The organism is Curtobacterium sp. MCLR17_043, assembly GCF_003224215.1.
Taxonomy (GTDB): Bacteria; Actinomycetota; Actinomycetes; order Actinomycetales; family Microbacteriaceae; genus Curtobacterium; species Curtobacterium flaccumfaciens.
Genome location: NZ_QKLH01000001.1, coordinates 344,090 through 368,711 on the forward strand (window position 1 = coordinate 344,090; position 24,622 = coordinate 368,711).

Annotated in this window: 25 protein-coding genes; 6 read left to right on the forward strand and 19 right to left on the reverse strand. The window is 70.9% G+C overall.

From position 1 onward, the window contains the following. The first annotated feature begins 61 nt into the window (after positions 1-61). The gene (locus DEJ03_RS01720; RefSeq protein ID WP_110863269.1) at positions 62-826 is read left to right on the forward strand and encodes an Abi family protein; all 765 of its coding nucleotides are present in this window, start codon (positions 62-64) and stop codon (positions 824-826) included. An 8-nt stretch (positions 827-834) separates the two neighbouring features. On the opposite strand, the gene kdpC is transcribed toward DEJ03_RS01720, so the two are convergent. From kdpC to DEJ03_RS01740, 4 genes are read right to left on the reverse strand one after another with little or no spacing between them, the layout of a single operon-like run. Then, the gene (gene kdpC, locus DEJ03_RS01725; RefSeq protein WP_110863270.1) at positions 835-1,434 is read right to left on the reverse strand and encodes a K(+)-transporting ATPase subunit C; all 600 of its coding nucleotides are present in this window, start codon (positions 1,432-1,434) and stop codon (positions 835-837) included. A 2-nt stretch (positions 1,435-1,436) separates the two neighbouring features. Further along, on the reverse strand, positions 1,437-3,536 hold the full coding sequence (kdpB, locus tag DEJ03_RS01730) for a potassium-transporting ATPase subunit KdpB (RefSeq protein ID WP_110863271.1): 2,100 nt from the start codon (positions 3,534-3,536) through the stop codon (positions 1,437-1,439). After that, positions 3,533-5,215 carry a potassium-transporting ATPase subunit KdpA gene (kdpA, locus tag DEJ03_RS01735; RefSeq protein WP_110863272.1) on the reverse strand — a complete coding sequence of 561 codons (1,683 nt, stop codon included), beginning with the start codon at positions 5,213-5,215 and terminating at the stop codon, positions 3,533-3,535. Before kdpA ends, kdpB begins: the two co-directional genes overlap by 4 nt. After that, complete coding sequence (locus tag DEJ03_RS01740) at positions 5,215-5,304, reverse strand: potassium-transporting ATPase subunit F (RefSeq protein ID WP_017887940.1); 90 nt, start codon at positions 5,302-5,304, stop codon at positions 5,215-5,217. The genes kdpA and DEJ03_RS01740 overlap by 1 nt, the downstream gene beginning before the upstream one ends. Positions 5,305-5,657: 353 nt before the next feature. On the opposite strand from DEJ03_RS01740, the gene DEJ03_RS01745 reads away from it, so the two are divergent. Next, positions 5,658-6,632, forward strand: a complete 975-nt coding sequence (locus tag DEJ03_RS01745; protein WP_258370444.1) for an Abi family protein — start codon at positions 5,658-5,660, stop codon at positions 6,630-6,632. Here the strand turns inward: DEJ03_RS01745 and DEJ03_RS01750 are convergent, their stop codons facing one another. Beyond that, positions 6,633-7,589, reverse strand: a complete 957-nt coding sequence (locus DEJ03_RS01750) for a YafY family protein (protein WP_110863273.1) — start codon at positions 7,587-7,589, stop codon at positions 6,633-6,635. A gap of 62 nt (positions 7,590-7,651) precedes the next feature. Here DEJ03_RS01750 and DEJ03_RS01755 point away from each other — a divergent pair, with 62 nt between their 5' ends. Beyond that, positions 7,652-8,071, forward strand: coding sequence for a VOC family protein (locus DEJ03_RS01755; RefSeq protein ID WP_110863274.1), 420 nt, complete (start codon positions 7,652-7,654; stop codon positions 8,069-8,071). Positions 8,072-8,136: 65 nt separating this feature from the next. On the opposite strand, the gene DEJ03_RS01760 is transcribed toward DEJ03_RS01755, so the two are convergent. Genes DEJ03_RS01760 through DEJ03_RS01770 form a run of 3 tightly spaced genes read right to left on the reverse strand, consistent with a single transcriptional unit; the run spans position 8,137 to position 9,819 of the window. Next, the gene (locus DEJ03_RS01760) at positions 8,137-8,346 is read right to left on the reverse strand and encodes a hypothetical protein (RefSeq protein WP_110863275.1); all 210 of its coding nucleotides are present in this window, start codon (positions 8,344-8,346) and stop codon (positions 8,137-8,139) included. Between the two features lie 12 nt (positions 8,347-8,358). Next, entirely contained in the window at positions 8,359-8,949 is a 591-nt protein-coding gene (locus tag DEJ03_RS01765) for a hypothetical protein (RefSeq protein ID WP_146237628.1), read from the reverse strand. Positions 8,950-9,006: 57 nt separating this feature from the next. After that, positions 9,007-9,819 carry a putative RNA methyltransferase gene (locus DEJ03_RS01770; protein WP_110863277.1) on the reverse strand — a complete coding sequence of 271 codons (813 nt, stop codon included), beginning with the start codon at positions 9,817-9,819 and terminating at the stop codon, positions 9,007-9,009. A gap of 34 nt (positions 9,820-9,853) precedes the next feature. Between DEJ03_RS01770 and DEJ03_RS01775 the strand changes: the two genes are divergently transcribed. The 3 genes from DEJ03_RS01775 to DEJ03_RS01785 all read left to right on the forward strand — a co-directional run bounded on the left by DEJ03_RS01775 (position 9,854) and on the right by DEJ03_RS01785 (position 12,202). Further along, the gene (locus tag DEJ03_RS01775) at positions 9,854-10,609 is read left to right on the forward strand and encodes an SDR family NAD(P)-dependent oxidoreductase (RefSeq protein WP_110863278.1); all 756 of its coding nucleotides are present in this window, start codon (positions 9,854-9,856) and stop codon (positions 10,607-10,609) included. 89 nt (positions 10,610-10,698) lie between these two features. Beyond that, a complete protein-coding gene (locus DEJ03_RS01780) occupies positions 10,699-11,637 on the forward strand; it encodes an aldo/keto reductase family oxidoreductase (protein WP_110863279.1) in 939 nt (312 codons plus the stop codon). Positions 11,638-11,674: 37 nt separating this feature from the next. Continuing rightward, positions 11,675-12,202 (forward strand): GNAT family N-acetyltransferase, encoded by a 528-nt coding sequence (locus tag DEJ03_RS01785; RefSeq protein WP_110863280.1) that lies wholly within the window; start codon positions 11,675-11,677, stop codon positions 12,200-12,202. Positions 12,203-12,312: 110 nt separating this feature from the next. On the opposite strand, the gene DEJ03_RS01790 is transcribed toward DEJ03_RS01785, so the two are convergent. The 11 genes from DEJ03_RS01790 to DEJ03_RS01840 all read right to left on the reverse strand — a co-directional run bounded on the left by DEJ03_RS01790 (position 12,313) and on the right by DEJ03_RS01840 (position 24,554). Further along, positions 12,313-12,525 carry a hypothetical protein gene (locus DEJ03_RS01790; RefSeq protein WP_139179591.1) on the reverse strand — a complete coding sequence of 71 codons (213 nt, stop codon included), beginning with the start codon at positions 12,523-12,525 and terminating at the stop codon, positions 12,313-12,315. 64 nt (positions 12,526-12,589) lie between these two features. Then, a complete protein-coding gene (locus tag DEJ03_RS01795; RefSeq protein WP_017887929.1) occupies positions 12,590-12,820 on the reverse strand; it encodes a hypothetical protein in 231 nt (76 codons plus the stop codon). Positions 12,821-12,854: 34 nt separating this feature from the next. Beyond that, entirely contained in the window at positions 12,855-16,007 is a 3,153-nt protein-coding gene (locus DEJ03_RS01800; RefSeq protein ID WP_258370445.1) for a GH92 family glycosyl hydrolase, read from the reverse strand. 46 nt (positions 16,008-16,053) lie between these two features. Next, positions 16,054-17,652 carry a serine/threonine-protein kinase gene (locus tag DEJ03_RS01805; RefSeq protein ID WP_110863282.1) on the reverse strand — a complete coding sequence of 533 codons (1,599 nt, stop codon included), beginning with the start codon at positions 17,650-17,652 and terminating at the stop codon, positions 16,054-16,056. A 130-nt stretch (positions 17,653-17,782) separates the two neighbouring features. Beyond that, entirely contained in the window at positions 17,783-18,601 is an 819-nt protein-coding gene (locus DEJ03_RS01810; RefSeq protein ID WP_110863283.1) for a phosphatase PAP2 family protein, read from the reverse strand. A gap of 43 nt (positions 18,602-18,644) precedes the next feature. After that, positions 18,645-20,330 (reverse strand): bifunctional 3'-5' exonuclease/DNA polymerase, encoded by a 1,686-nt coding sequence (locus DEJ03_RS01815; protein WP_110863284.1) that lies wholly within the window; start codon positions 20,328-20,330, stop codon positions 18,645-18,647. Positions 20,331-20,385: 55 nt separating this feature from the next. After that, positions 20,386-20,580 (reverse strand): hypothetical protein, encoded by a 195-nt coding sequence (locus DEJ03_RS01820; RefSeq protein WP_017887924.1) that lies wholly within the window; start codon positions 20,578-20,580, stop codon positions 20,386-20,388. A 34-nt stretch (positions 20,581-20,614) separates the two neighbouring features. Continuing rightward, entirely contained in the window at positions 20,615-21,388 is a 774-nt protein-coding gene (locus DEJ03_RS01825) for a hypothetical protein (RefSeq protein WP_110863285.1), read from the reverse strand. Next, positions 21,385-22,245: a carbohydrate ABC transporter permease gene (locus DEJ03_RS01830; RefSeq protein WP_071406230.1), complete on the reverse strand. Its 861-nt coding sequence runs from the start codon at positions 22,243-22,245 to the stop codon at positions 21,385-21,387. The genes DEJ03_RS01825 and DEJ03_RS01830 overlap by 4 nt, the downstream gene beginning before the upstream one ends. Continuing rightward, positions 22,242-23,219 (reverse strand): carbohydrate ABC transporter permease, encoded by a 978-nt coding sequence (locus DEJ03_RS01835; RefSeq protein WP_027466814.1) that lies wholly within the window; start codon positions 23,217-23,219, stop codon positions 22,242-22,244. The genes DEJ03_RS01830 and DEJ03_RS01835 overlap by 4 nt, the downstream gene beginning before the upstream one ends. 9 nt (positions 23,220-23,228) lie before the next feature. Next, positions 23,229-24,554: a sugar ABC transporter substrate-binding protein gene (locus DEJ03_RS01840; RefSeq protein WP_110863286.1), complete on the reverse strand. Its 1,326-nt coding sequence runs from the start codon at positions 24,552-24,554 to the stop codon at positions 23,229-23,231. Positions 24,555-24,622 lie beyond the last annotated feature (68 nt).

Below are 24,622 nucleotides of genomic sequence, written 5' to 3' on the forward strand. Positions count from 1 at the left end.
CTGTAGTTGCTGCCGGCTTGCCCGAGATCCCTCGTTCTTCGCTCGATCTCGGAGTCGCACCATGGCGCATGCCCGCATCCCCATGTCGCAGTACCGTGCCGAACAGTTTCGCCACGCACTGCACGTGCATACGCTCGACACATCCGACGCATCTGTCCTGCGGACGCACGATTTCGACAGCGAGCTCCGATCGATCGCGCTTGCACTGACCGAACGGATCGAGATCGCCTTGCGCGGGCGGGTCGACCGCGCGGCACGGCACCGTTTCGGCAAGCTCTGGCACCTTGACCCGAAGGCGTTCCGAGACACGTTCGACCACGACTCGTTGCTGCGGCGCACAGCAGGAGTACTCAACCGAGCAAACGACCCGGTGACGCAGAAGGTCTGGCGAGAGCGAGCGCTCGATCAGGTTCCCTTCGGGATGCTGGCCGAGGAGCTCAGCTTCGGTGAACTCTCGCGGCTGACGGGCGCCCTGGAACCCCGATTGCACGATGCGGTGGCCCTCGCGTTCCGCCTGCCGGCGGGGACGCTCCGTCCGTGCCTGCACCACATCACGCACGTCCGGAACTGCTGCGCCCACCACACGCGACTCTGGGGCCGCAGCTTCCGGATCCCGCCGCCGACCTTCCGCTCCCCCGCGGACCTGGTCGCTCGACTCGAGGGACTGCCGAAGCGCACGCCGGTGCACTCCCTCGAACTGCTCGCACACCTCGCCGAGACCGTCGGCCCGTGCGACCGTCACGCCGATGCCGTTCGACGGTTGATCGACGAGCACGACGATCTGACCGACGGCATCGGAGGACGGCCGAGCTGGGCGGCGAGGTGACCGCACGGTCAGGACAGCTTTGCCAGGGCCAGGTTCAGCGACAACACGTTCACGACGGGCTCGCCGAGGAACCCGAGCTGCCGCGACTCGGTGTGCGACGCCACGAGCTGCCGCACGGTTGCGACGGGCAACCCCCGCGCCGAGGCCACTCGAGCCACCTGCTGGGACGCATAGGCGGGGCTGATGTCCGGGTCGAGCCCCGAACCGGATGCGGTCACGGCGTCGGCAGGCACCTGCGCAGCGGAGACCCCGTCGGCCTTCGCCAGCGCCGCACGACGCTCCTCGACGGCCTTGAGCAGGTCGGCGTTGTTCGGCCCGAGGTTCGAGCCGGAGGACGCCCCCGCGTCGTAGCCGTCCCCGGCGGCGGACGGCCGCGACTGGAACCAACGGTCGGCCTGCTTGCCCGTGAACGACTGCCCGATCAACGAGGAACCGACGACCTTGCCGGACGAGTCCGTGACCATCGAACCGTTGGCCTGGTCGTGGAACGCCGCCTGGCCGACGCCCCAGACGGCGAGCGGGTAGCCGACGCCCAGGACGACGGTGGCGACGAGGGTGAGGCGGATGGCCACACCGGCGGAACGGAAGGTGGAACGTGCAGATGCCATGACTAGAACCCCGGGATGAGACCGACCACGAGGTCGATCAGTTTGATGCCGATGAAGGGGACGACCATGCCGCCCAGCCCGTAGACGAGCAGGTTGCGGCCGAGGATCGACGACGCTGCGGCCGCGCGGTACTTGACGCCACGCAGGGACAGCGGGATGAGCGCCACGATGACGAGCGCGTTGAAGATGACAGCCGACAGGATCGCCGACGACGGGCTGTGCAGCCCCATGATGTTGAGCGCCGCGAGCCCGGGGAACGCCGCCTGGAACATCGCCGGGATGATCGCGAAGTACTTCGCCACGTCGTTGGCGATGGAGAAGGTGGTCAGGGCACCGCGGGTGATGAGCAGCTGCTTGCCGATGCGGACGACGTCGATGAGCTTGGTCGGGTCGGAGTCGAGGTCGACCATGTTGCCCGCCTCCTTCGCCGCCGTCGTGCCGGTGTTCATCGCGACGCCGACGTCCGCCTGGGCCAGGGCAGGGGCGTCGTTGGTGCCGTCACCGGTCATGGCGACGAGGTTGCCGCCCTCCTGCTCGCGCTTGATGTAGGCGAGCTTGTCCTCCGGGGTGGCCTCGGCGAGGAAGTCGTCGACGCCGGCCTCGTGGGCGATGGCGGCCGCGGTGCGGGGGTTGTCGCCGGTGATCATCACCGTGCGGATGCCCATCGACCGGAGCTCGGCGAACCGCGACGCCATGCCGTCCTTGACGACGTCCTTCAGGTGCACGACACCGAGCAGCGTGACCGCGCCGTCGGAGGAGCGGCGGCCGACGACGAGCGGGGTGCCGCCCTGGTCGGAGATCTCCGCGACGGTCGCGTCGATGGCCGACACCACACCGGCTTCGGTGGTGTCCGCCCAGGCGAGCACTGCCGCAGCAGCGCCCTTCCGGATCTGTGAGCCGTCGGGCAGGTCGAGACCCGACATGCGCGTCTGCGCCGTGAACGGCACCTCGACGGCGCCGTCCGGCAGGCCGACGGCGGCGCCATCCTCGCGCGCCAGGTCGACGATCGAACGTCCCTCAGGGGTCGAGTCCGCAGCGCTCGACAGGGCTGCCGCTTCCATCAGCGAAGCCTCGCTCACGCCCGGCACCGGCACCACACGGGATGCCCGACGGTTGCCGTAGGTGATCGTCCCGGTCTTGTCGAGCAGCAGCGTCGTGATGTCACCGGCGGCCTCGACCGCGCGGCCCGACATCGCCAGCACGTTGTGCTGCACGAGCCGGTCCATGCCGGCGATGCCGATCGCGGAGAGCAGGGCTCCGATGGTGGTCGGGATGAGGCAGACGAGCAGGGCAATGAGCACCGGCACGCTGACCGTCGCGCCGACGAGTCCCGCGATGGGCTGCATCGTCAGGCAGACGATCACGAAGACGATCGACAACGAGGCGAGCAGGATGTTCAGCGCGATCTCGTTCGGCGTCTTCTGCCGTGCCGCACCCTCGACCAGGCGGATCATCCGGTCGATGAAGGTCTCGCCCGGCGTCGAGGTGATGCGCACCACAATCCGGTCCGACAGCACCCGGGTGCCGCCGGTGACGGCGCTGCGGTCACCGCCGGACTCGCGGATGACCGGTGCGGACTCGCCGGTGACGGCCGACTCGTCGACCGACGCGATGCCGTCGATGACGTCGCCGTCGCCGGGGATGACCTCGCCGGCGACGACCACGACCACGTCGCCCTTGGCCAGGTCGACGGACGCGACCTCCTCGGTCTCGTTGCCGGTCGCGGCCGCGTCGGTCGTCGCGTACCCGAGCACGCGGCGGGCGCTCGTGGTCGAGCGGGTCTTCCGCAGGGTGTCGGCCTGCGCCTTGCCACGGCCCTCCGCCACCGACTCCGCCAGGTTGGCGAAGACGACGGTGAGCCAGAGCCACACGGCGATCGCGATGGTGAACGCGGACGGCTCGACGACGGCGGCCACCGTCGTCAGCGCCGCGCCGACCTCGACGATGAACATGACGGGGTTCCGCCACATGAGTCGCGGATCGAGTTTCCGCAGGGCGCCCGGGAGGCCCGCCACCAGTTGGCGGGGTCCGAATGCGGACGAGCGGGTGGCCGGTTCCACGGCGGTGCGCGGTTCCGACTCCGTGGTCACGGGGGTGGTCATGACAGTCCTTCTGCGAGCGGACCCAGTGCGAGCACCGGGAAGTAGGTGAGTGCGGTGACGATGACGGCGACGCCGCCGAGCAGCCCGATGAACAGCGGGCGGTGGGTGGGCAGCGTGCCGGCGGTCTCCGGCACCCGGTCCTGCGCGGCGAGGGACCCGGCGAGCGCCAGGACGAACACCATCGGCACGAAGCGGCCGAGCAGCATCACGACGCCGAGCGAGGAGTTCATCCAGGTGGTGTTCGCGGTGAGCCCGCCGAAGGCCGAACCGTTGTTGTTCGCACCCGAGGTGAAGGCATAGAGCAGCTCGGTCAGCCCGTGGTTGCCGGGGTTGAAGATCGACGTCCCGAGCACCTGTTCCCGGACCCCGGGGATCACGAGCGAGAGCCCGGTGGCCAGGAGCACGAGCGTCGGCGTGACGAGGATGTACAGCGCCGCGAAGGTCATCTCCTTGGCGCGGATCTTCTTGCCGAGGTACTCCGGGGTGCGACCGACGAGCAGGCCACCGATGAACACCGTGATGACGGCGAGCACGAGCATGCCGTACAGGCCGGATCCGACGCCGCCGGGGGTGACCTCGCCGAGCATCATGTTGACGAGCGCCATCATCCCGCCGATCGGGGTGTAGCTGTCGTGCATCGCGTTGACCGCACCGGTGGACGTCGAGGTGGTCGCGGTCGAGAAGAGCGTCGAACCGAGGATGCCGAAGCGGCTCTCCTTGCCCTCCATCGCGGCACCGGCAGCGTGTGTGGCGACACCGCCGCCGCCGAGTTCGGCGATCGACATGACCGACAGCGACACGAGGAAGATCGCGCCCATCACGGCGAGGATCGCGTACCCCTGGCGGTCGTCGCCGACCAGGCGCCCGAACGTGCGCGGGAGCGAGAACGGGATGACGAGCATCAGGAAGATCTCGACGAGGTTCGTCCACGCCTGCGGGTTCTCGAACGGGTGCGCCGAGTTCGCGTTGAAGTAGCCACCACCGTTCGTGCCGAGCTCCTTGATCGCCTCCTGCGACGCGACGAACCCGTCCGGGATGTGCTGCGTGCCACCGATGAGCGTGGTGACGTCGGTGCCGCTCCCCCACGACTGGACGACCCCGCCGGCGACGAGGACGATCGCGAAGACGAACGCGCCGGGCAGCAGCAGACGGCCGAGGCCGCGCACGATGTCCACCCACACGTTGCCGAGCGTGCCGGACTTGCGACGGGCGAACCCACGCACCAGGGCCACGGCGACCGAGAGGCCGACGGCCGCGGACAGGAAGTTCTGCACCGCCAGGCCGGCCATCTGCACCGTGTAGCCGAGGGTGACCTCGGGCGAGTACGACTGCCAGTTCGTGTTCGCGACGAACGACGCCGCGGTGTTGAACGCGAGCGACGGTCCGACGCCGGGCAGCCCGAGGTCGCCGGGCAGGACGACCTGGATGCGCTGCAGCAGGTAGACGAGCAGGAGCCCGGCGACGCTGAAGAGCAGCACGCCGCGCAGGTACACGGGCCAGGACTGCTCGGCGTCCGGGTCGACCCCGATCAGCCGGTAGACCCCGCGCTCGACCCGGTTGTGGCGGACGGGCGTGAAGACCTTCGCCATCCAGTCACCGAGCGGGCGGTACGCGACGACGAGCAGCAGGACGAGGGTGGCGACCTGGGCGATGCCCGCCCAGACGTCCGCGGCGCCCACTAGAAGCGCTCCGGACGCACGAGCGCCCAGACGAGGTACACGACTGCGGCGATGCCGAGGACGGCGGCCGCGATGGTGATGCCGATCACAGCCGTTCCACCCCCTTGGCGATCAGTGCCACCACGCCGAACACGGCGAGGACACCGGCGACGACGAACACGTCGAACACGAGGGACTCCAGAAGATCTGCGGTGTCCGCGCCGGGTGACGCGGACCGGCACCACGAGTGGTGCCGAACCGATGCTGGATCCTGCGCCGCGCCTCCAGGCCGCTCCTAACGGATCCCTGACGCCGCCCTGGCGGACGCATGCACGCTCCTAACGCCTGTGGAGAGCGCTCGATCCCGTGACGTGGATCCTGGTAGAGTTTCGGCATCACGATCGGCCCGCTCGCCTCACGGCTCGGGCCGATTTTCTTGTCTCGGGGGGGGCGCCTGGAGTACGTGAAGCCGTGGCTCTCGATCGGTGAGCAGATCGAGAAGCTGGCTTCCAAGGGAGTCCGCATCGGTGATCGGGGCGTCGCGGGTCCGGTGCTGCGCGAAGTCGGCTACTACCGCCTCACCGGGTACCTCTACCCCTTCCGTGAATCCTCGTTCGAGCTCGACAGCGGCGGCCGTCGGCACATCGAGGTCCAGGACCGGTACCGAGCAGGGACGGAACTCGCCGCAGCCGAAGCACTCATCGCCTTCGATCGGAGTCTCCGGCTCCTGGTGATCGAAGGTGTCGAGCGGATCGAGGTGGCCGTTCGGACCCAGGTCGGCCACGTCCTCGGAGAGCACGCCCCCTTCGCTCACGAAGACGGATCACTCTTCACCGAGGCGTTCACCGCACACCAGGCCGATGCGTCCGATGGCTCCAGCCCGCACACTGCTTGGCTGCAGCGCGTCCGCGAACGGCAGGATTCCTCGGATGAATCGTTCGTTGCCCACTTCCGCACCAAGTACGACGACCGGATGCCCATCTGGGCACTCACCGAAATCCTCGAGCTGGGACACCTCGCTCGGCTGTACGGCGGTCTCCGGAACGACGTCGCCACCCGGATCGCCGGAGAGTTCGGCGTCCCGACCAAGAAGACGATGCTGAGCTGGCTCGCCTCGGTCAACTACGTCCGGAACGTGGCAGCACACCATGCGCGTCTGTTCAACCGGAAGTTGGTCGTGGTCCCGAAACGGCCGAGGTCCGGTGCGGTACCGCTCCTCGCACATCTCTCGGGAACCGATGCGCCGAAGCAGTTCGGTGTCTACAACACCTTGGCGGTGATGGCCTACCTGCTCAGGTCGATCCCGTCCGACCACGACTGGGCCGAGCGCGTGGCCGCTCTCCTCGGGGCCTTCCCGAGCAACGAACACCTCGATCTCTCGTCGATGGGTGTCGGCGCCGGTTGGCTGGACCACGCGATCTGGAGAGGTCGCCACTGATCACGCTGGGCCACGCGTGCCGGCCGCGCGCAACCGGTCAGCGAGGTCTGCCACGGCCTCGACGAGCTCGTCCGGACCCGCGACGACGAAGTCGACCGCAAGTCCTGACACCACGCCCGCGAGCCCGTCCCACGACCACGATCCGAGGGTGACGCGGGCCCGGTCGTCGTCGAGCTGCTCGACCACGGCGTCCTCGGGCAGGTACGGCCCGATCCGCCGCGCATCGCCCGCCGTCGTGGTCACCGACCCAGTGCACGGCCACACGTCGTCGACCGCAGACCCCTTGAACCGCGCGGACACGAACGCGGCCGCATCGCCACCGGGGATCGGACGTAGCGTGAAGGGGACGCGGGTGCGCATCCGGGGCGTGATCCGGTCGATGCGGTGCGTGCGCCAGTCGTCGCGATCGGCATCCCAGTCGAGCAGGTACCAGCGGCCGTTCCGGGCGACGACGGCGTGCGGTTCCACCCGGTGCGGAGTCTCGTCCTCGCCGTACCCGAAGCGGAAGACCTCCTGCAGGTGGACGGCCTCGCTCACCGCCACCAGGACCTCCGGGTCGGTGGTGGTCCGGCTCGTCGCGGTCACGGCCTGCACCGCGTCGACCCGGGACCGCAGCCGCGCGGGCATCACCTGCCGGACGGTCGCCAGGGCGCGGGCCGCCGACTCGGCGACGTCCGCCCCCGATGCCGGGGCCACGGCGAGCGCCAGGGCGATCGCCACCGCCTGGTCGTCGTCGAAGAGCAGCGGGGGCAGGTCGGAGCCCGCCTCGAGCCGGTAGCCCCCGGCCGGCCCGCGGAGCGCCTCGACCCGGTACCCGAGGCCGCGCAGCCGATCGACGTCGCGCCGGACGGTGCGGGGGCTGACCTCGAGCCGCCCGGCGAGCTCGTCGCCCGGCCAGTCGCGGTGTACCTGGAGCAGGGAGAGCAGCGCGAGCATCCGTGCGGAGGGTCCGGCCATGGCGTCCATCCTCGTCAGAGAAGCGGACACGATCTGACCGCATTGCCCGACATCCTCGTCCCATGAGCATCGACACGACAACCCACCTCAACTTCGACGGCGACGCCCGCGCGGCGCTCGACTTCTACGCATCGGTCTTCGGCGGCGAGGTCACCGCCGCCACCTACGGCCAGATGGGTGCCCTGGACGACCCGGCCTGGGCGGACCGCATCGTCTTCGGGCAGGTCTCCACGGCCGCCGGCTTCCGCGTCATGGCCTTCGACGTCTGGCCCGGGCAGCCCTACGACCAGGGATCGAACGCCTTCTACGTGTTCGTGCACGGCGACGACGCCCCCGAGATCGAGCGGTACTGGGCGGCACTGTCCGAGGGCGCCGAGGTCCGGCAGCCCCTGGAACCCTCGGCCTGGGCACCGTTGGCCGGGCAGCTGCGCGACCGCTTCGGCGTGGTCTGGCAGCTCGACGTCGCCCCGGCCGGCAACTGACGACCTTGCGAAACGGCGAATGCCCCGTTCTTCAGTGAGAACGGGGCATTCGCCGTCCACCGCCGTCAGTCCCGCCGACCGTGGTGCCGGGAGCGGCGGTACCGCATCGCTGATGCCGTGCACGCGCCCCCGGAGACTGCAGCGGCACCGACGGCAATCCCGCCCCACGACTGCGCGGTTGTTCCGTTGACTCCGGCGTAGACGGCGGCCCCGATGAGCACGAGCCCGATGGCGGCGCAGATCGCGAGCGGGAGACTGGTCAGGATCTTCGACATGAGGGGCTCCTCCTAGACGCAGCGACTCGTCTTCTTCGTGACGGGGTAGACGCGGACGGACTTCGGGCTGGGGCACTTGCTGTGCGAGGTGATGTACTGACTTGCCAGGATGATCGCGGCGCTCCCGACGATGCACGCAGCCGGACCGAGCGCACAGATCCCGGCGGCGAGCAGTGATCCGGCACCGCTGATGATCACGCCCTGGTCGAACGAGTTGAAGGCGATGTAGGCGCCGCGGTTGTCCGAGCCGTAGGCCAGACGGGCGTTCGGATTGGTGTCGTTCAACGCCAGCTCGAATCCGTTTCCACCATCGACGATGACGGTCCGGCTGCCGTCGGACTGCGTCTCTTCCCGCTTGACCGCGCCCGCACTGCGAGCTTCGTCGATCGCCTGTGCGATCAGCGCTCGGGTGACGAACGGCGCTTCGGACTGCGCCTCGACGACCTTGATACCGGCCTGTTCGGCGCTGGCAGCAGGGGCGGTCAGGCCTCCGCCCGCGATCAGCGCGGCGCTCAGGAGGATTCCAGCGCAGGTGTTGGTTCGCTTCGACATGTGCAGCCTCTCCGTGTCGGAGCCGCCCTCGTTGGCGACGCCTGGCGGCACACTAGAACATCAGATTCTTCATGCCAAGGCTGCAAAACGAACGTTCTTGCGTGGCCGTCAGCGCGTCGGCGTCCACGTCGACACGGTGACCGCGGCCGTCACCGTCGCCGGCTCGAACACCGTGTCCGCCGCGACGTGGTGGTGGCTCGGCCCCATGTGCACGACGTCGTGGACGTCCTCCGTCGACAACTCCATGGACCAGGTCAGGTCCTCGGAGGACCGCAGCGCGAACGACGGCGTCAGGGAGTCGTGCAGCCGGCGCTCCTTCTCCGGGTCCACGCTGATCGTCGCCTCGGCGAGTTCCGCCAGGTGGCCGGCCCGCGGGGTCACCACCGCGAGCACGCCGTCGGCGTGCAGGACGCGGGCGTACTCGGTCTGGTTGCGGGGCGCGAAGACGTCGAGCAGGACGGCGGCAGCGCCGTCGACGACCGGGAGGCGCTCGGTCACGTCCCCGACGACGGCCCCCGCACGCTCGTGGGCGCGTGCCGCACGCCGGATCGCGACGGCCGACAAGTCCAACGCGACCCCGAGCCTCCCGTCCGCCGCGCGCAGCGCATGCGCCAGGTAGCTCCCTGGGCCCGAACCGACGTCGAGCACGATGCCGGGCGCGGTGGCGTCCGCGACGATCGCGGCGAGCGCCCGCTCGACGGGCGCGTAGTGCCCGCGCCCCAGGAACCGCAGCCGCGCGTCCACCATCTCCGGAGTGTCCGCGGTGAGTGCGCGCCGCTTCGCGGGCAGGAGCGTCAGGTGGCCCTGCTTCGCCTCGTCGAACCGGTGACCGTTCGGGCAGCCGACCTGGCCGCCGTCGACGCGGCCGAGGGGCTCGGCGCACACGGGGCAGGCGAGCATCGGCAGCAGGTCGTCACGCACCGGCCCAGCGTACGGGGCTCGGTAGCCTGACCGGATGTCGCTGCAGCAGCTCTTCGGCCTCGACGGCCGCACCGCACTCGTGACGGGAGGCAGCTCCGGCATCGGCCGAGCGATCGCCACCGCACTCGCCGACGCGGGTGCCCACGTCCTCGTCGCCGCCCGGACGTCCGCGACCATCGACGCCTCCGTCGCCGGAATCCGCCAGGCGGGCCGCTCGGCTGACGGCATCGTCGCGGACCTGTCCTCACGCGCTGGCGTACACGCACTCGCGGACGCCGCCGGGGACGTCGACGTGCTGGTGAACTCCGCCGGGATCAACCTGCGGCCGCCGATGCCCGAACTCGACGAGGCGACCTGGGATGCCACGATGGCCGTCAACCTCGACGCGCCGTTCGTGCTCGGGCAGCGGCTCGCACCCGGCATGGCGGCCCGTGGGTACGGGCGGATCGTGTCGATCAGTTCGCAGCAGGCCCACCGCCCCTTCGCCGCCAGCGGCGCGTACGGGGTCTCCAAGGCTGGTCTGGAGGCGTTGGCCCGGTCCCAGGCAGAGGCCTGGTCCGCGCAGGGGGTCACCTCCAACGTCCTCGTCCCCGGTTTCGTGCGCACCCCGCTCAACGAGCGGCTGGGTTCCGACCCGGCGACGGTGGCGGCCCTCGCCGCACGGACGCTGGTCGGCCGCAACGGGCTGGCGTCGGACTTCGCCGCGGCGGCGGTGTTCCTCGCCGGGCCCGGGTCGGCCTACGTCACCGGGCAGTCCATCGCGGTGGACGGCGGGTTCTCCGTCCACTGACCTCGAGGGACGCCGACGGCGGGTCGGGCGTCGCCTGAGGTACTGGCAGGGCCTGCCTGTGCCGGGGACCGGCTGGCAGGATCGACGGCGTGAAGACACTGGAGTTGCCACAGACAGACCGCACCGCCTCCGACGTCATCGTCGGACTGATGCGGATCAACGACATGAGCGATGAGGACATCCGTTCGCTCTACAGCGCCTCGCGCGATGCGGGCGTGAACATGTTCGACCACGCCGCGGTCTACGGCGAGTGGCACGGCTGCGAGGAGCGGTTCGGCGCCGCCGTCACGCTGACGCCCGCGGAACGCGCCGAGATCGTGCTGCAGACCAAGGTCGGCATCCGGCCGACGCCGAAGGGCGCGTACTTCGACTTCTCGTACGAGCACATCCTCGAGTCCGTGCACGAGTCGCTCGAGGCACTGCAGACCGAGTACGTCGACGTCCTGCTGCTGCACCGCCCCGACGCCCTGGTCGAGCCGGAAGAGGTCGCGAAGGCATTCGACGAGCTGCACGCCGCCGGCAAGGTGCACCACTTCGGCGTCTCGAACCACACCCCCGGCCAGGTCGACCTGCTCAAGAAGCACGTCCGCCAGCCGCTCGCGTTCAACCAGGTGCAGCTGAGCATCACCCACGCCAACGTCATCTCGCAGGGCCTGACCGCGAACATGGGCGGCCTCGAGCAGTCGGTGGACCGCGACAACGACATCCTCAACTACTCGCGCATCAACGACATCACGCTGCAGGCCTGGTCGCCGTTCCAGAAGGGCTTCTTCGACGGCGTCTTCCTGGGCGACCGTGAGCAGTACGCGGAGCTGAACGACGTGCTCGAGGAGGTCGCCGCCGCGCACGGTGTCACCCCGACCGGCATCGCGGTCTCGTGGATCACCCGCCACCCCGCGCACTTCCAGGTCGTCCTCGGCACCACCAACCCGCAGCGCGTGCGGGACTCGGCAGCCGGCTCGGACGTCGAGCTGTCGCGCGAGGAGTGGTACCGGATCTTCACCGCGGCCGGACACACCGTTCCCTGAACCGGGACCGCCCCGTCGGGTCGGGCAGGGTGGGATCGTGCTCCACGACCTCGCTCTGCCCGTCCGCCTGACCACACGCTCCGGCGAACTGACGCTGCGGAACGCCACGGAAGCGGACCTCGACGCACTCATGACCCTGTTGTCCGACGACCCGATCAGCGCCGCGCGCGGTGACGTCGCCGCATCGGAGGACCGCCCCCAGTACGCCGAGGCACTCCGGTCGATCGTGGACGACCCGACGAACGCGCTGCTCGTCGCCGAGGACGCCGACGGGCGGCTCGTCGGGACGCTGCAACTCACCCGGATCCCCGGGATGGCTCGTCGTGGTGCCACCCGGCTGCTCGTCGAGGCGGTGCGGGTCAGCAGTGCTCTACGCTCCGGCGGCATCGGGAGTGCCCTGATGCGCTGGGTGACCGACGTCGCTGCGCCGGCCCTCCGGGCCCCGCTCGTGCAGCTCACGTCCGACGCTGCGCGGACCGATGCGCACCGGTTCTACGAGCGCCTCGGCTTCACCGGCTCGCACGTCGGGTTCAAGTACCGGGTCTCCCACCCTTCCGCGCGCTGAAGTTCCTTCCCAGAACGCGTGCGATGCAAGGTGCTTTCGGGCGTACCTGGTGGAAAGATCCGACCAGGTATGCCCGATTCGACCAGGTACGCCCGATTCGACCAGGCGCACTAGTCGTCGGAGGCGGAACCAGCAGACCTCGGCGTCGGCACGTTCACGTCGACCGGGGACACCCCGGCGGGGTCGGCGGAGGCGCCGCCCACGACGTCGAACGAGATCCCCAGCATCGCCGGGTCCTCGTCGAGTTCGAGCCCGTCCTGACGGACCTGGTCCTCCGGGATTGCACGGCCACCGGACGGGTCCCACGAGTTCGCGATCGACATGCGCACGAGCATGCCCGAGCCGCTTGGCAATCGCCCAAGAAACCCCGGAGGACCCCCGGAACGGTCAGAGGTCGTCCGGGTGGAGCCGCTCACCGGCGTGCGGACGTCGGAACACCGGGCCGCCGCCGGCCTCGTCCTCGTCGTGGTGACTGACGGGCGAGACGCTCGGGTCGGCGGAGTCGTCGCCGACGTCGGCGCCGCGGTCCTCCTCCATCTCGAGCTCGGACTCGTCACTGCCGTCCACGGGGATGGACCGGCCCTGCTGTTCGGGATCGAACGGTGCGCTCATCGACATGGGGCGAGCATGCTCCCGCTCGGTGAACGCCGGGTCAACGCTGTCCGTCGGCCGCGATGAGCTCGAGCTGCGTCAGCGTCAGGTCGGTGCCGGCGGTGAACGTGAACGACGAACCGCCGCCGAGGATCCGGAACACCCGGGTCTGGCCGGCCCACGAGAACTCGGCGCCGTCGACCGCCGTGACGGCGTCGTCGAGGCCGACCTGCCACGAGTAGGACCCCGGCGATGCCACCGTCACGGTGTACAACGAGGCGGCGGGGCAGGACACGTCGAAGGACACGGACTCCCCCGCGGCGAGCGCCGTGACGGTGCCGCCGGTGTCGTCGGTGAGCGCCGAGGCTCCGACGGGCAGGACGTCCACCGGAGCGTCCCGGTAGCCGTGCACGTCGGAGGCGGAGACGGGGCGGGTGTCCGACGCCCATCCCTGCGGTTCGTCGGACAGGGTGAACTCGATCCGCGACGCGGCCACGACCACGCTGTGCGGGATGGTGACCGAGGTCCAGGGCGAGCCGTCGACCGTCACCGACGCCACGTACGCGCCTACGGAGCCCGCGGCGATCTCGATGACCGTCTCCGTTCCTCCAGGCTGTCGCAGCACCGTCCTGCGGACCGACGGCGGCACGAGTACGTAGGTGCCGGTCGACGGCGCCAGCGGGTACAGGCCGATGGTCGCGAAGACGTACCAGGCGCTCATCTCACCGTTGTCCTCGTCACCCGGGTAGCCCTGGCCGAGGTCGGACCCGACGAACAGCCGCTCGAGCGACTCGCGGACGATGCGGTGCGCGTCGTCGTGGCGCCCGGTGAACATCGGGAAGAAGGGGATGTGGTGCGCCGGCTGGTTCGACAGCCCGAGCATCCCCATCCGGACGTCGCGGGCCTCGGTCATCTCGTGGATCGGGAACCCGTACGAGCCGGACCGCGCCAGCGCGCCGGTCTCGGGGGTCGCGAAGAACGCGTCGAGAGCGGCGTCGAAGCGCTCCGGCCCGCCGTGCAGGTCGACGACGCCGGCGCCGTCGTGCGGCGCCGTGAACGCGGTGCCCCACGCGTTCGTCTCCGTGTAGTCGTCGCCCCAGTCGCGCGGGTCGAACTCGGTGCCGACCCGCCACGAGCCGTCCGGGTCGCGGCCGATGAAGAACCCGCGCTCGGAGTCGAAGACGTGCCGGTACTGCAGGGACCGGCGGGCGAACCACTCGGCCTCGGCCTCGTAACGGGACAGGTCGGCGGGCGTCCGCGCCCGTGACGCGAGCAGGCCCCCCATGACGGCCAGACCCCAGTCGTTGATGGCCGCGTCCAGGGTCCACGACATCCCCTCGTGGGTCGCCGTGTCGACGTGGCCGCGGAAGGCGCCCGGGAGGCTCCCCTTGCGTCCGACGCGCTCGTCACGCGGCGGGACGGTCGCGTTCCGCACCGCGCTCCGGTACGCCTCGGCCAGGTCGAAGCCGCGCACGCCCTTCACCGCGAGGTCGGCGAAGACGGTGTCGCTCGTGGTGCCGGTCATGCAGTCCTCGGCGCCGGGGGCACTCCAGCGGGGCGTCCACCCGCCGTCGTGGTGGTGCTCGACGAAGCCCTGCGCGAGCTCGCCCGCGGTCTCGGGGGTCAGGAGTCCGAGGAGCGGCCAGGCCGTGCGGTAGGTGTCCCAGAAGCCGTTCGTGGTGGTGAACGGGCCTTCGACGATCTCCGGCCCGGGCTCGTCGCGGATCGGCTCCGCCAGCACGTCGCCGTACGGGGAGCGGTGCCTCGGGGTGCCGGTCAGGGCGGTCTCCCCGGCGCGGTTCGGGTAGAGGAACAGCCGGTACAGGCCGGAGTACAGGCTCGTCAGCTGGTCGGGGGTCGCACCGTCGAAGGACAGCGTCGCGAGCTTCTCGGTCCACAGCGCTTCGGCACGGGACCGCATGGCGTCGAACGAGCCAGCGTCGTCGAGGTTCGCGCGGGCGTCCTCGATCGAGACGGTCGAGATGCCGAGCAGGACGTCGACCGGGCCGCCGGTGCCCCCGGGTTCCCCCAGGGACAGCCAGCCGCGCAGCTCGTGCTCGCCGATCGTCGTGTGGTCGGCGGTGACCCCAGCGACCCGCAGGTGCACGTGGTGCGGCGGGGTGCCGGGGCGGTCGTCCAGGAGCGCCTCGACCACGGCAGTGCCGTCGGTGATCGTCACGGAGACGTCGGACACCCGGCCGTGGTGGTCGAGCACGACGCTGCGGGTGCCGGTGAACCGGAACCCGAGGGCGAACTCCCCCGCGGTCAGCTCGGCCGTCACACCGTGCTCGAGGGCGACCCGGTAGCGGTGCGGGCCGTCCTGCTCGTCCTCGTGGTCGAACCCGAGCGCGCGAGCGGACCGGTCGACATCGGGGGTGTCGAGTGGCGAGGGCATCACCTGGAACACCCCGCGGTCACCCATCCACGGCGACGGGATGTGACTCGTCGCGAAGGCCTGGATCGCCGGGCGGAGTCGCCCCTGGTCATCGAGCCGGTCGTGCTCCTGGTACGCGTACGGCCAGCGGTTGCTCGAGGCGTCCGTCATCGGCAGGCCGAAGACCCCGCCGTGCGGGACGCCGACGAGCGGGGCGTTGTTGCCGCGGGAGAACCGGGAGGATGCCTGGGTACCCCGGGTCGTCCGGACGTGGCCGAGCGGGGTCGTCGGGGTCGGACGCGCGGGACCGATCCGGACGGCATCGAGCCAGCCGCGCAGTGCGGGACGCTCGCCGTCGGCGGCCGCAGCCGGTGCGTCGGAGCCGAGCCGGGCCTCCAGGCGGTCGACGACCAGCCCCGTGAACGGCGTGAGGTCGACCGCGCGGCGGTTCCACTGGTCCACCCACTGCTTGCGGGCCGCGTCCTGTGCATCCGGGGTGATCGCATCGCCGTACTGGTCGCGGACCGCGGCATCGTTGCGTAGTCGCGAGCCGTCGGTGAAGACGACGTCGACGGCGAAGGCCGTGGCGTCCCAGAAGTGCGGCAGGTCTGCTTCCGTCGGTTCCGATGCCCCGTCGGGCAGGGTCTGCTCGGGGAACCAGACCCAGGAGAGCTCGTCGCCGATGGCGATGGTGCGTCCGGTGAAACCGGGGACGATCGCCTCGGCCACGGACGCTCCCGCTGGTCGTTCGACGAGCCAGGCCTCTGCAGAAACGAAGCCGACACCGTTCCGAGCGGCCACGGCCGTCGTCGGGCCACCGCTCCGTTGCAGTTCTCGCACGGAATGAGCCTATTTGCTCCAGGGACTGGACGAAAACCCCGGCGTGTCAGTCCTTGTTGTGTCCCGGTGCGCTGCCGGACTTGCCGGGGGCGGTGTCCGACGTGGTGTCGACCGCGCCGGTGTCGGCCGCGCCCGTGCCGTCTTGCGGCTCCTGCACCGGGTTCGATGCCGGGGTGCTCGGCTCCGGGCCGACGGGCGGGTCCTGCGTGGGCTGCTCCGGCTCGGTCGGTTCGCTCGGCTGCTCGCTCGGTTCCTCGGCGGGCTGCGACGGCTGCTGCTGCTCCTGCGAGGGCTGCTGCTCGGCGGGTTCGCTCGGCTGCTGTTCCTCGCCCGGGTCCTCGGACGGCTGCTGCTCGGTCGGCGCGGTCGACGTGGTGTCCGTCGGGGCCGGGGTGCCGTCGTCGTCGCCGTTCAGGGCGAACACCGCGACCCCGATGCCGATGAGCACCAGGACGATCACGATGATCGCGGCGATGAGCGGTCCGCGCTTCTTCTTCTCCGGCTGGTCTTCCGGCTGGTCGCCCCGGACCGGGTGGGGCGTGACCGGTGGCGGTGTCGGCCCGCTCGGGCCCGATGCGCCGCGGCCGTTCGCCTGCGCGCCGAGGACGGTCGTCGAGACGTCGTCGGCGGGGTTCGGACTCTGGGTGTGGAGGACGCGGGTGGCGTCGTCGCCCGGACGCGCGCCGCCGTTCGGCAGTTCGCTCGCCGGCATCGCCTGCGTCCGGTCGTCGGCGTTCGCCGCTGCGGCGGCGCCGGCGCCGACCGCGGCACCAGCCGCACCGGCGGCCGCGGACGTCACTGCACCGGGCGTACCGGGCAGCAGCTGCGTGGCGTTCGTCGGCTCGTCGCGGCCCAGCGCACGCAGACGCTCGGCGGCCTCGGCAGCCGTCGGTCGCTCCGCCGGGTCCTGCGCGGTCATCACGTGCAGCAGGGTGCGCCAGGCCGTGGGCAGCTGCCGGTCGATCTCGGGTGAACGGGTCAGCCGGGCGGTGGCCGACTCGACCGCGCTGCCCGGGAACGGCTGGCGGCCGGTCATGCACTCGAGCAGCACGAGCCCGAGCGAGTAGACATCGGCCTTGCCGGTGATCTCCTTCGCCAGGACCTGCTCCGGGGCAAGGTACGCGGCCGTCCCCATCACGGTCCCCGTCCCCGTCACGCGTGAGGCGTCACGGAGCAGGGCGATCCCGAAGTCGGCGAGCTTGACGTGCCGGCCGTCGCTCTCGAGCAGGACGTTCGCGGGCTTCACGTCACGGTGGACGATCCCCTGCGCGTGCACGGCGGCCAGGCCGTCGGCGACCTGCGCACCCAGGCGGGCAGCGGTCGCGGGGTCGAGCGGGCCCTCGCGCAGACGGGTCGCCAGGTCACTGCCCGGCACGAGTTCCATGACGAGGTACGAGTCGCCGTCGACGTCGTCGAGAGCGGCGTCGTAGAGCGTGACGAGCTCGGGGGCGCGCAGCGTCGCGAGGGTCTGGATCTCCGCCTCGGCGCGGGCGCGCTCACCGCGGTCGACGGGGCCGATGCGGAACACCTTGACCGCGACCTCGCGACCGAGTTGCTCGTCGACCGCCCGGTACACGGACGCCATGCCACCGTGTCCGAGCGTGCCCGTGACGCGGTACCTGCCGCCGAAGACCCGTTCTTCCATGCCCGGCAACCTACCGGTCGCGGCTGACGGCGCTCTGCCGTTCGGGGGGGGCGGGCCCGGGCGGCGGGGGGCTTTGCGACTTCGTGAGCAGAAGATGTCGGGTGCGGGCGAGCAACCCGACGTCTTCTGCTCACGAAGTGATGCGGTCGACGTCCGGCGCGGGCTCGGCACCGTGGTGGAGCGCCGTCAGGTACAACCGGTGCGCCGTGATCACGAGGGCGAGCCAGGCGAGTCCGAGCGCCCACGCCGCCAGCACGTCGGTCAGCCAGTGGTGCCCGAGGAACACCCGCGACGCCCCCACCGACAGCACGAACAGGGTGCCCACGACGATCGTCCACACCCGGGTGACGACGCGCGACTGCCGCAGGAGCAGGAGGTACACGATCGTGCCCACGATCACCGTGGAGTTGAGCGTGTGCCCCGACGGGAACGACGGCGACGTTTCGTACGGCGGCACCGCGTCGGACAGCGGTGGACGGGCACGGCCGATGAGGTCCTTGCCCGCGATCGTCATGAGCAACGAACCACCGCTCGCTGCGACCAGGAGCACCAGTGGCGTCCACGCACGGCGCTGGATCGTGAAGCCGACCAGGAACCCGAGCGCGACGATCGGCATCCCGATCGTGCCCGCGATGTCGGTCCACCAGGTGACGAGCGTGTCCGCCGTGGGTGATCGGAGTGTGAGCGCCCAGTCGAGGACGGGTCGGTCGAGCACCGCGACGTCGTCGGCTTCCCGCACGGCGTCGTAGACCTCGGAGGCGATCCACGTCGCGAGGACGGCGACGCCCAGGCCGATGGCGAGGGTCAGCAGCAGAACGGGCATGGCGCCGAAGCGCTTGCCGAGCGCGGTCCACGCCTCGGCGACGCTGCGGCCGGCACGGGAGCGCCAACGGGTCAGGTCGACTTCGCCGACGGTGCGGTCGGCGGCGTCCCCGCGTTCGGTGTGCATCCGTCCACCCTGCCCGAAGCCGCCGGGAGCCGTCCCGGCTGCTTCAGTCCTTCGCCTCCGAGTACGCCCCCACCACCCCGACCGACAGCGGGAACGTCACCGGGAAGTCCTGGAACAACAACCGTCCGGCATCGACAGCGGCCTCCCGGATCTGCTGCGCCACCCACTCAGCGTGCTCCGCCGGGGCGTGCACCACGATCTCGTCGTGCACGAAGAACACCAGGTGCGGCCCGTCCGTCACGGCTCCGGGGAAGCGCGCGAGCAACCGCGACCGCAGGGAACCCATCCACGCGAGTGCCCACTCGGCCGCGGTCCCCTGCACCACGAAGTTCCGGGTGAACCGCCCCCAGCTCCGGGCGCGGGACTCGACCGCACGCTGCATCGCCGGGGTCCCCTCGACCGTGTAGGCCTGGTTCCGGGCCTCGAACCACGAGTCCTCGGGCACCGGTGACGTCCGCCCGAGCAGCGTCGTCACGGGTTCGCCGCGCTCCCCCGCACGGGCCGCCCGTTCCACCATGTCGAGCGCCTGCGGGAACGCCCGGACCAGGCGCGGCACGAGCCGACCGCCCTCGCCCTGGGTCGCCCCGTACATCGCACCGAGCATCGCCACCTTCGCCTGCTGCCGGGTCTCGACCGCACCCGAGGCCACCACGCCGTCGTACAGGTCGCGCCCGTCGCCGGCCGCGGCCATCGCCCGGTCGCCGGACATCGCGGCGAGCACCCGGGGCTCCAGCTGCGCGGCGTCCGCGACGACGAGCTTCCACCCGGGGTCGGCGATGACGGCCCCGCGGATGCCCTTCGGCAACTGCATCGCTCCCCCGCCGTCGGCCGCCCAACGCCCGGTGACGACACCGCCGACGACGTACTTCGGGTGGAACCGTCCGTCGCGGATCCAGTCGTCGAGCCAGGTCCAGCCGTTGGCGGTGAGCAGTCGCGCCAGGCGCTTGTACTCGAGCAGCGGCTCGATGACGGGGTGCTCGATCTCCTGCAGCTCCCACTTCCGCGTGCTCGTGACCATCAGGCCGGCCCGGCGCAGCGACTTCAGGACGTCGGCGGGTGAGTCCGGGTTGAGACCGGGGTCGTCGAGGCGCTCGCGCACGACGGCGGCGATCTCCTCGAGGCGTCGCGGCCGCACCCCGTAGGGCACGCGCGGCCCGAGGGCGTCCTCGAGCAGCCGTTCGTGCACGTCGGCACGCCACGGCAGCCCGGCGTGCAGCATCTCGGCCGCCACGAGCGCACCGGCCGACTCCGCGGTGAGCAGCAGGCGGAGCGCACCGGGAGCGCTCGACCCCGCCACCGCAGAGAGCTGCGCCCGGAACTCCGCCACCGGGTCGACCTCGTCGTCGGGCGCGGCGGCGGTGAACAGGGCGTCGTCGAAGAGCTGGGCCTGCGTCGGCCGGACCACGCGGGCTTCCGCGACCGGGGCGTCCAGGGCGTCGGCCGGCGCGGCCGCGAGCGCGGATCCCCGCGCCGCCAGCGCGGCCCGCAGGACACGACGGCCGAGGCGCAGGTCGACGCAGCGACCGACCCGACCGCCTGCAGCGAGCACGGCCGGGTACCAGCGGGCGGTGTCGTCCCACACCCAGCGCACGCCCGGTGCGTCGTGGGCCGCGACGAAGGCCGGGAGGCCCGGCTCGTCCAGGCGGATCGGCTCGCCCCCGGCGGTCCCCGCGTCGGTCAGGGGCGTCGCGAGGACGCCGCCGTCGACGCGGCGGAGGACGAGGTGCACGACACGATCATGCCGTGCCCCACCGACCCCGGCGGACCAGGGCCCGGAACGGGTGTCACTCGCCGGGTCGGACCGCCGCGGTGTCGGCGACGTCGATGCGGACGTCGCCGTCCTCGGCACGGGAGACCTCGACCCGCGGGTCGGCGTCGTGCTCGTCAGATCCGGACATGCGACGGAACGTGTCCTGTCGGCGTTCCTCGAACGTCATGTCGACGCCGTCGTCGAGGTGGTCGTGGTCGGGCTTCGTCATGCCGTGCACGGTACGCGGCCGCGGCTGCGGGCGGTCACGCGACCGGCGCCGTGCCGGTCCGCTCGGTCCAGTACCCACCGCTCGCCCACCGGTCGAGCACGGCCGCGCGCAACCGACCGGACGGCGCCGCGGACCGTGCGGTCGCCAGCGGCACCCCGAAGACGAACTTCGCGACGCTGGCGTCCCCCTCGGTCGCGTCGTGCGCCCCCGGGGGGACGAGACGGAAGCGCCGGGCGAAGCGCACGAGGTTGGCATCGGGACCGAGCGCGGCGGGCAGTCCCGGGTCGAGCATCCAGGAGCGGCACTGCCACCGGTCGGCAGCGAGCTGCGGTGCGAGGCCGCGCAGGACCTCGGGTGCGCGGGCGAACGAGCGGTCGCAGGCCACCGGGTCGAGCGGCCCGGTCTCCGGCACGTGCACGCCCCAGGCCGGCGTGCCGTCCGCCAGGTGGTCGCCGAGTTCGAACTGGAGGCGCCCCACGGCCACCACGCGCCCGGTCACCACGGCGACGAGCCACTCCACCCCGGTGCCGTGCAGACCGTAGCGCGCGAGCTTGCGGTCGACGTCGGCGACGGAGGCCTCGGCGAGCGCGCGCGGGAGGCCCCGCTCCGCGAGCGCGTCGGCGCTGTCCGGCACCGCGGCGCGGAGCGCCGCGACCAGCAGCTCGTCCCGCTCCGCGGGCCCGGCGTCGGCGACGGTGGCGGCCAGTGCGGCCGCCACCGTCGCGGAGTCGTCCGGTGACCCCACGGCGGCGGCGAGGACCGCGACGGACGCGGGGCGGGCCTCCAGGCCGGGGGTCGCGGTGGTCACTTCAGACCGGACGACGCGAGCCCGTCCATCACCCGACGCTGCAGCACGACGAACATGATGAGCACCGGCGCCATCGCCATCAGGCTGGCGGCCATCAGCACCGGGTAGTCGATCGTGCGGTCACTCGACAGCGTCGCGAGGCCGGCGGCGAGCGGCATGTCCTCGGCGCGGGTGGAGACCACGAGCGGCCAGAGCAGCTCGTTCCACGACCACAGCACGGTCGTGATCGCGAGCACGCTGATCGAGGGACGGGCCAGGGGCAGCATGATCCGCCAGAACGTCTGGAACGGGTTCGCGCCGTCCATCCGCGCTGCCTCTTCCAGCTCGGGCGGCATGTTCAGGAACGCGGTCCGCATCAGGAACGTGCCGAAGGCGCTGAACAGCCCGGGTGCGACGATCCCCATCAGGGTGTCGAGCCAGCCGAGCCCCTGCACGATCTGGTACTGCGAGATCAGGTAGACCTGCGAGGGCACGAGCAGGATCGACAGCACGATCGCGAGCAGTGCCGCCCGGCCGCGGAACCGCATCCGGGCGAAGGCGTACCCGGCGAGCGTGCACAGGACGATCTGCGCGATCGTGCGGATGATCGTGACGTACACCGACGTGCCGAGCTGGCTGAGGAACGGCAGGCGTTCGAAGACCTGCGCGTAGTTCTGCCACTGCAGCTCCCCCGGCCAGAAGACCGGCGTGACGGACTGCACCTGCGCGTTCGTGGAGAGCGACATGATGATCTGCCAGAGGAACGGGAAGGCCATCGCGAACCCGCCGATGCCGAGCACGACGTGGATCCACCAGTGGCTGCCGCCGCGACGGCCGGGTCGGCGTGCGGCCCGAGGCGGTGTGACGGTGGCGGTCATCCCTGCACCCACTTCCGTTGGACGCGGAACTGCACGAGCGTGACGATGCCGATGAGCAGGAAGATCACCATCGCGATCGCGGCCGCGAAGCCCTTGTCGTTGTCGATGAACCCGGCGCTGTAGAAGTAGAAGACGAGCGACATCGTCTTCGGGATCACCGGGTTGGTGCTGCCGAGGATCGCGTACAGCAGGTCGAACAGCTGGAAGCTCGAGATCGTCGTGACGATCACGACGAAGAAGATGCTCGGGCTGAGCAACGGCACGGTCACCGAGCGGAACTGCCGCCACCGGCTCGCGCCGTCGAGCTCCGCGGCCTCGTAGAGCTCCGGCGGGATGTCCTTGAGCCCGGCGCCGAGGATGATCATCGAGAACCCGAGGGACGACCAGAGGCCGACCAGGCTCACCGCGATCAGCGCGAAGCCGGGGGTCGAGATCCAGTACGGGCCGTCGATGCCGAAGTTCCCGAGGAACCAGTTCACGATGCCGTAGTCGCCGTTGTACATGATGCGCCAGACCAGGGCGATCGCCGCGGGCATGGCGACGTACGGCAGGAAGAAGAGCACCCGGTAGAACTGGGCGAACCGCAGCCCCGGGGTGTTCAGCAGACTGGCGAGCCACACCGCGATCGGGATCCCGGCGAGAACGATCACGGTGTAGATCACCGTGTTGAGCAGCGACTGGTACAGCTGCGGGTCACCGACGAGTCGGACGTAGTTGGCGACGCCGGTGAAGGTGGCACCGCCGAAGACGCCCCAGCTGGTGAACGAGTACCAGAACGTCTGGATGATCGGCCAGATGTAGAAGGTGCCGACGCCGACGAGCAACGGGAGCACGAAGAGCCACGGCCACCAGCCGTCGGTCCGTCGTGGCGCTCGGCCGCCGTCGGCGCGCGGCGCGGGGGCGCCCCGCCCGGACGAACGTGTCGTCCGGGCGGGGGTGGCTGCGGCCGGGGGCCGCTCGGTGTTGATCGTCACGCGCGGGTCCTACTTTTCCTTGGCGAGGGCGGCGTCCATCTTCTGTGCGAGGTCCTCTGCCACCTGGTCGACGGGCTTCGACCCGTCGAAGGCGCTCGGCAGCAGGGTGGTCTCGAGGGTGTTCCAGGCGGCGGTGTTCTTCGACACCGGCAGCGGCTTCGCGTAGTCCACCGCGTCGAGGAACACCTGCAGGTCGGCGTCGGGCATCGTCTTCGTGAAGGCGCTCTGCGTGCCCTCGTACGCCGGGATGACCGCGCCCATGTCGCCCTGCTGCTGCTGGGCCGTCTTGCCCGCGAGGTAGACCTGCAACGCCTGGGCGGCTGCCTTGTCCTTGCTCGCCTCGGACACGACGTTCGAGACCCCGTGGATGACGGTCGCCTGCTCCTTGCCCTTGGGCAGCGGGTAGGCGACGACGTCCTTCTCGAGCTCGGTGCCGGTCAGCGCGGAGCGGAACCAACTGCCGCCCTGGTACATCGCGAGCTTGCCCGAGGTGAACCACTGGTCGGCCGTGGTGTCGGTGAGCTGCTTGATCGAGGGCGATGCCCCCGAGTCGATCAGGTCGGTCCAGAACTGCAGGCCGTCCTCGGAGGCCTTCGTGGCGTACTCGGACTCGGTGCCGTCCGCGTTCACGACCGATCCCCCGGCCTGCAGGATCGTGTTGTAGTACGTCGTCTGGCCGTCCATGCCGCCGGCTGCCCCGTAGGCGCCCTTCGCCTTCAGCTTCTCGGACAGCTCGGCGCCGGTCTGCTGGAAGTCGTCCCACGTCCAGTCCTTGGACGGCAGGTCCATGCCGGCCTGCTCGAACAGCGACTTGTTGACCCAGACGCCGATGGTGTCGAAGTCCTTCGGCACGCCGTACTGGGTGTCGTCGTACGTGTACAGGTCGTTGAGTGCGCTCGAGTACTTCGACGCGTCGATGTCACCCGACTCGACCTCGCCGGTGATCGGCGCGAGCTTGCCGTTGGCCGCGTACAGCTGGAAGTTCGGGCCGTTCATCCAGAACAGGTCGGGCAGGGTGTTGCTCGAACCCTGGGTCTGCAGCTTCGTCCAGTAGTTGGCGAACGGCGTGACGTCGACGCTCACCTTGATGTCCGGGTACTCCTCGTTGAAGCCCTTCAGGTTGGCCTTGATGGCCTTGACCTGGTTCTCGTCCCAGACGGCGTAGGTCAGGGACGCCTTGGTGTCCTTCGGCGCGGCCTCGTAGTCGCCGCCGGAGCCGGACGCTCCGGACGACGAGGAGCAGCCGGCAAGGAGCGCTGCCGCGCCGAGTGCGGCGACGGCACTGAGGAGGACGCGGCGCACGCCGGTTCCTCGGGTGGGGATGTGTGCGGTCATCGGGGTGTCCTTTCGCACGGCCGTCAGGAACCGACGGTCTGGGCGGGATCTGTCTCTTATACACATCT

Excerpts from the sequence above, each read along its gene's own strand:
- DEJ03_RS01720 (WP_110863269.1), top strand. The coding sequence starts at position 62 with ATGGCGCATGCCCGCATCCCCATGTCGCAGTACCGTGCCGAACAGTTT.
- kdpC (WP_110863270.1), bottom strand. The coding sequence starts at position 1,434 with ATGGCATCTGCACGTTCCACCTTCCGTTCCGCCGGTGTGGCCATCCGC.
- kdpB (WP_110863271.1), bottom strand. The coding sequence starts at position 3,536 with ATGACCACCCCCGTGACCACGGAGTCGGAACCGCGCACCGCCGTGGAA.
- DEJ03_RS01750 (WP_110863273.1), bottom strand. The coding sequence starts at position 7,589 with ATGGCCGGACCCTCCGCACGGATGCTCGCGCTGCTCTCCCTGCTCCAG.
- DEJ03_RS01755 (WP_110863274.1), top strand. The coding sequence starts at position 7,652 with ATGAGCATCGACACGACAACCCACCTCAACTTCGACGGCGACGCCCGC.
- DEJ03_RS01760 (WP_110863275.1), bottom strand. The coding sequence starts at position 8,346 with ATGTCGAAGATCCTGACCAGTCTCCCGCTCGCGATCTGCGCCGCCATC.
- DEJ03_RS01775 (WP_110863278.1), top strand. The coding sequence starts at position 9,854 with ATGTCGCTGCAGCAGCTCTTCGGCCTCGACGGCCGCACCGCACTCGTG.
- DEJ03_RS01790 (WP_139179591.1), bottom strand. The coding sequence starts at position 12,525 with ATGTCGATCGCGAACTCGTGGGACCCGTCCGGTGGCCGTGCAATCCCG.
- DEJ03_RS01795 (WP_017887929.1), bottom strand. The coding sequence starts at position 12,820 with ATGTCGATGAGCGCACCGTTCGATCCCGAACAGCAGGGCCGGTCCATC.
- DEJ03_RS01805 (WP_110863282.1), bottom strand. The coding sequence starts at position 17,652 with ATGGAAGAACGGGTCTTCGGCGGCAGGTACCGCGTCACGGGCACGCTC.
- DEJ03_RS01810 (WP_110863283.1), bottom strand. The coding sequence starts at position 18,601 with ATGCACACCGAACGCGGGGACGCCGCCGACCGCACCGTCGGCGAAGTC.
- DEJ03_RS01820 (WP_017887924.1), bottom strand. The coding sequence starts at position 20,580 with ATGACGAAGCCCGACCACGACCACCTCGACGACGGCGTCGACATGACG.
- DEJ03_RS01830 (WP_071406230.1), bottom strand. The coding sequence starts at position 22,245 with ATGACCGCCACCGTCACACCGCCTCGGGCCGCACGCCGACCCGGCCGT.
- DEJ03_RS01840 (WP_110863286.1), bottom strand. The coding sequence starts at position 24,554 with ATGACCGCACACATCCCCACCCGAGGAACCGGCGTGCGCCGCGTCCTC.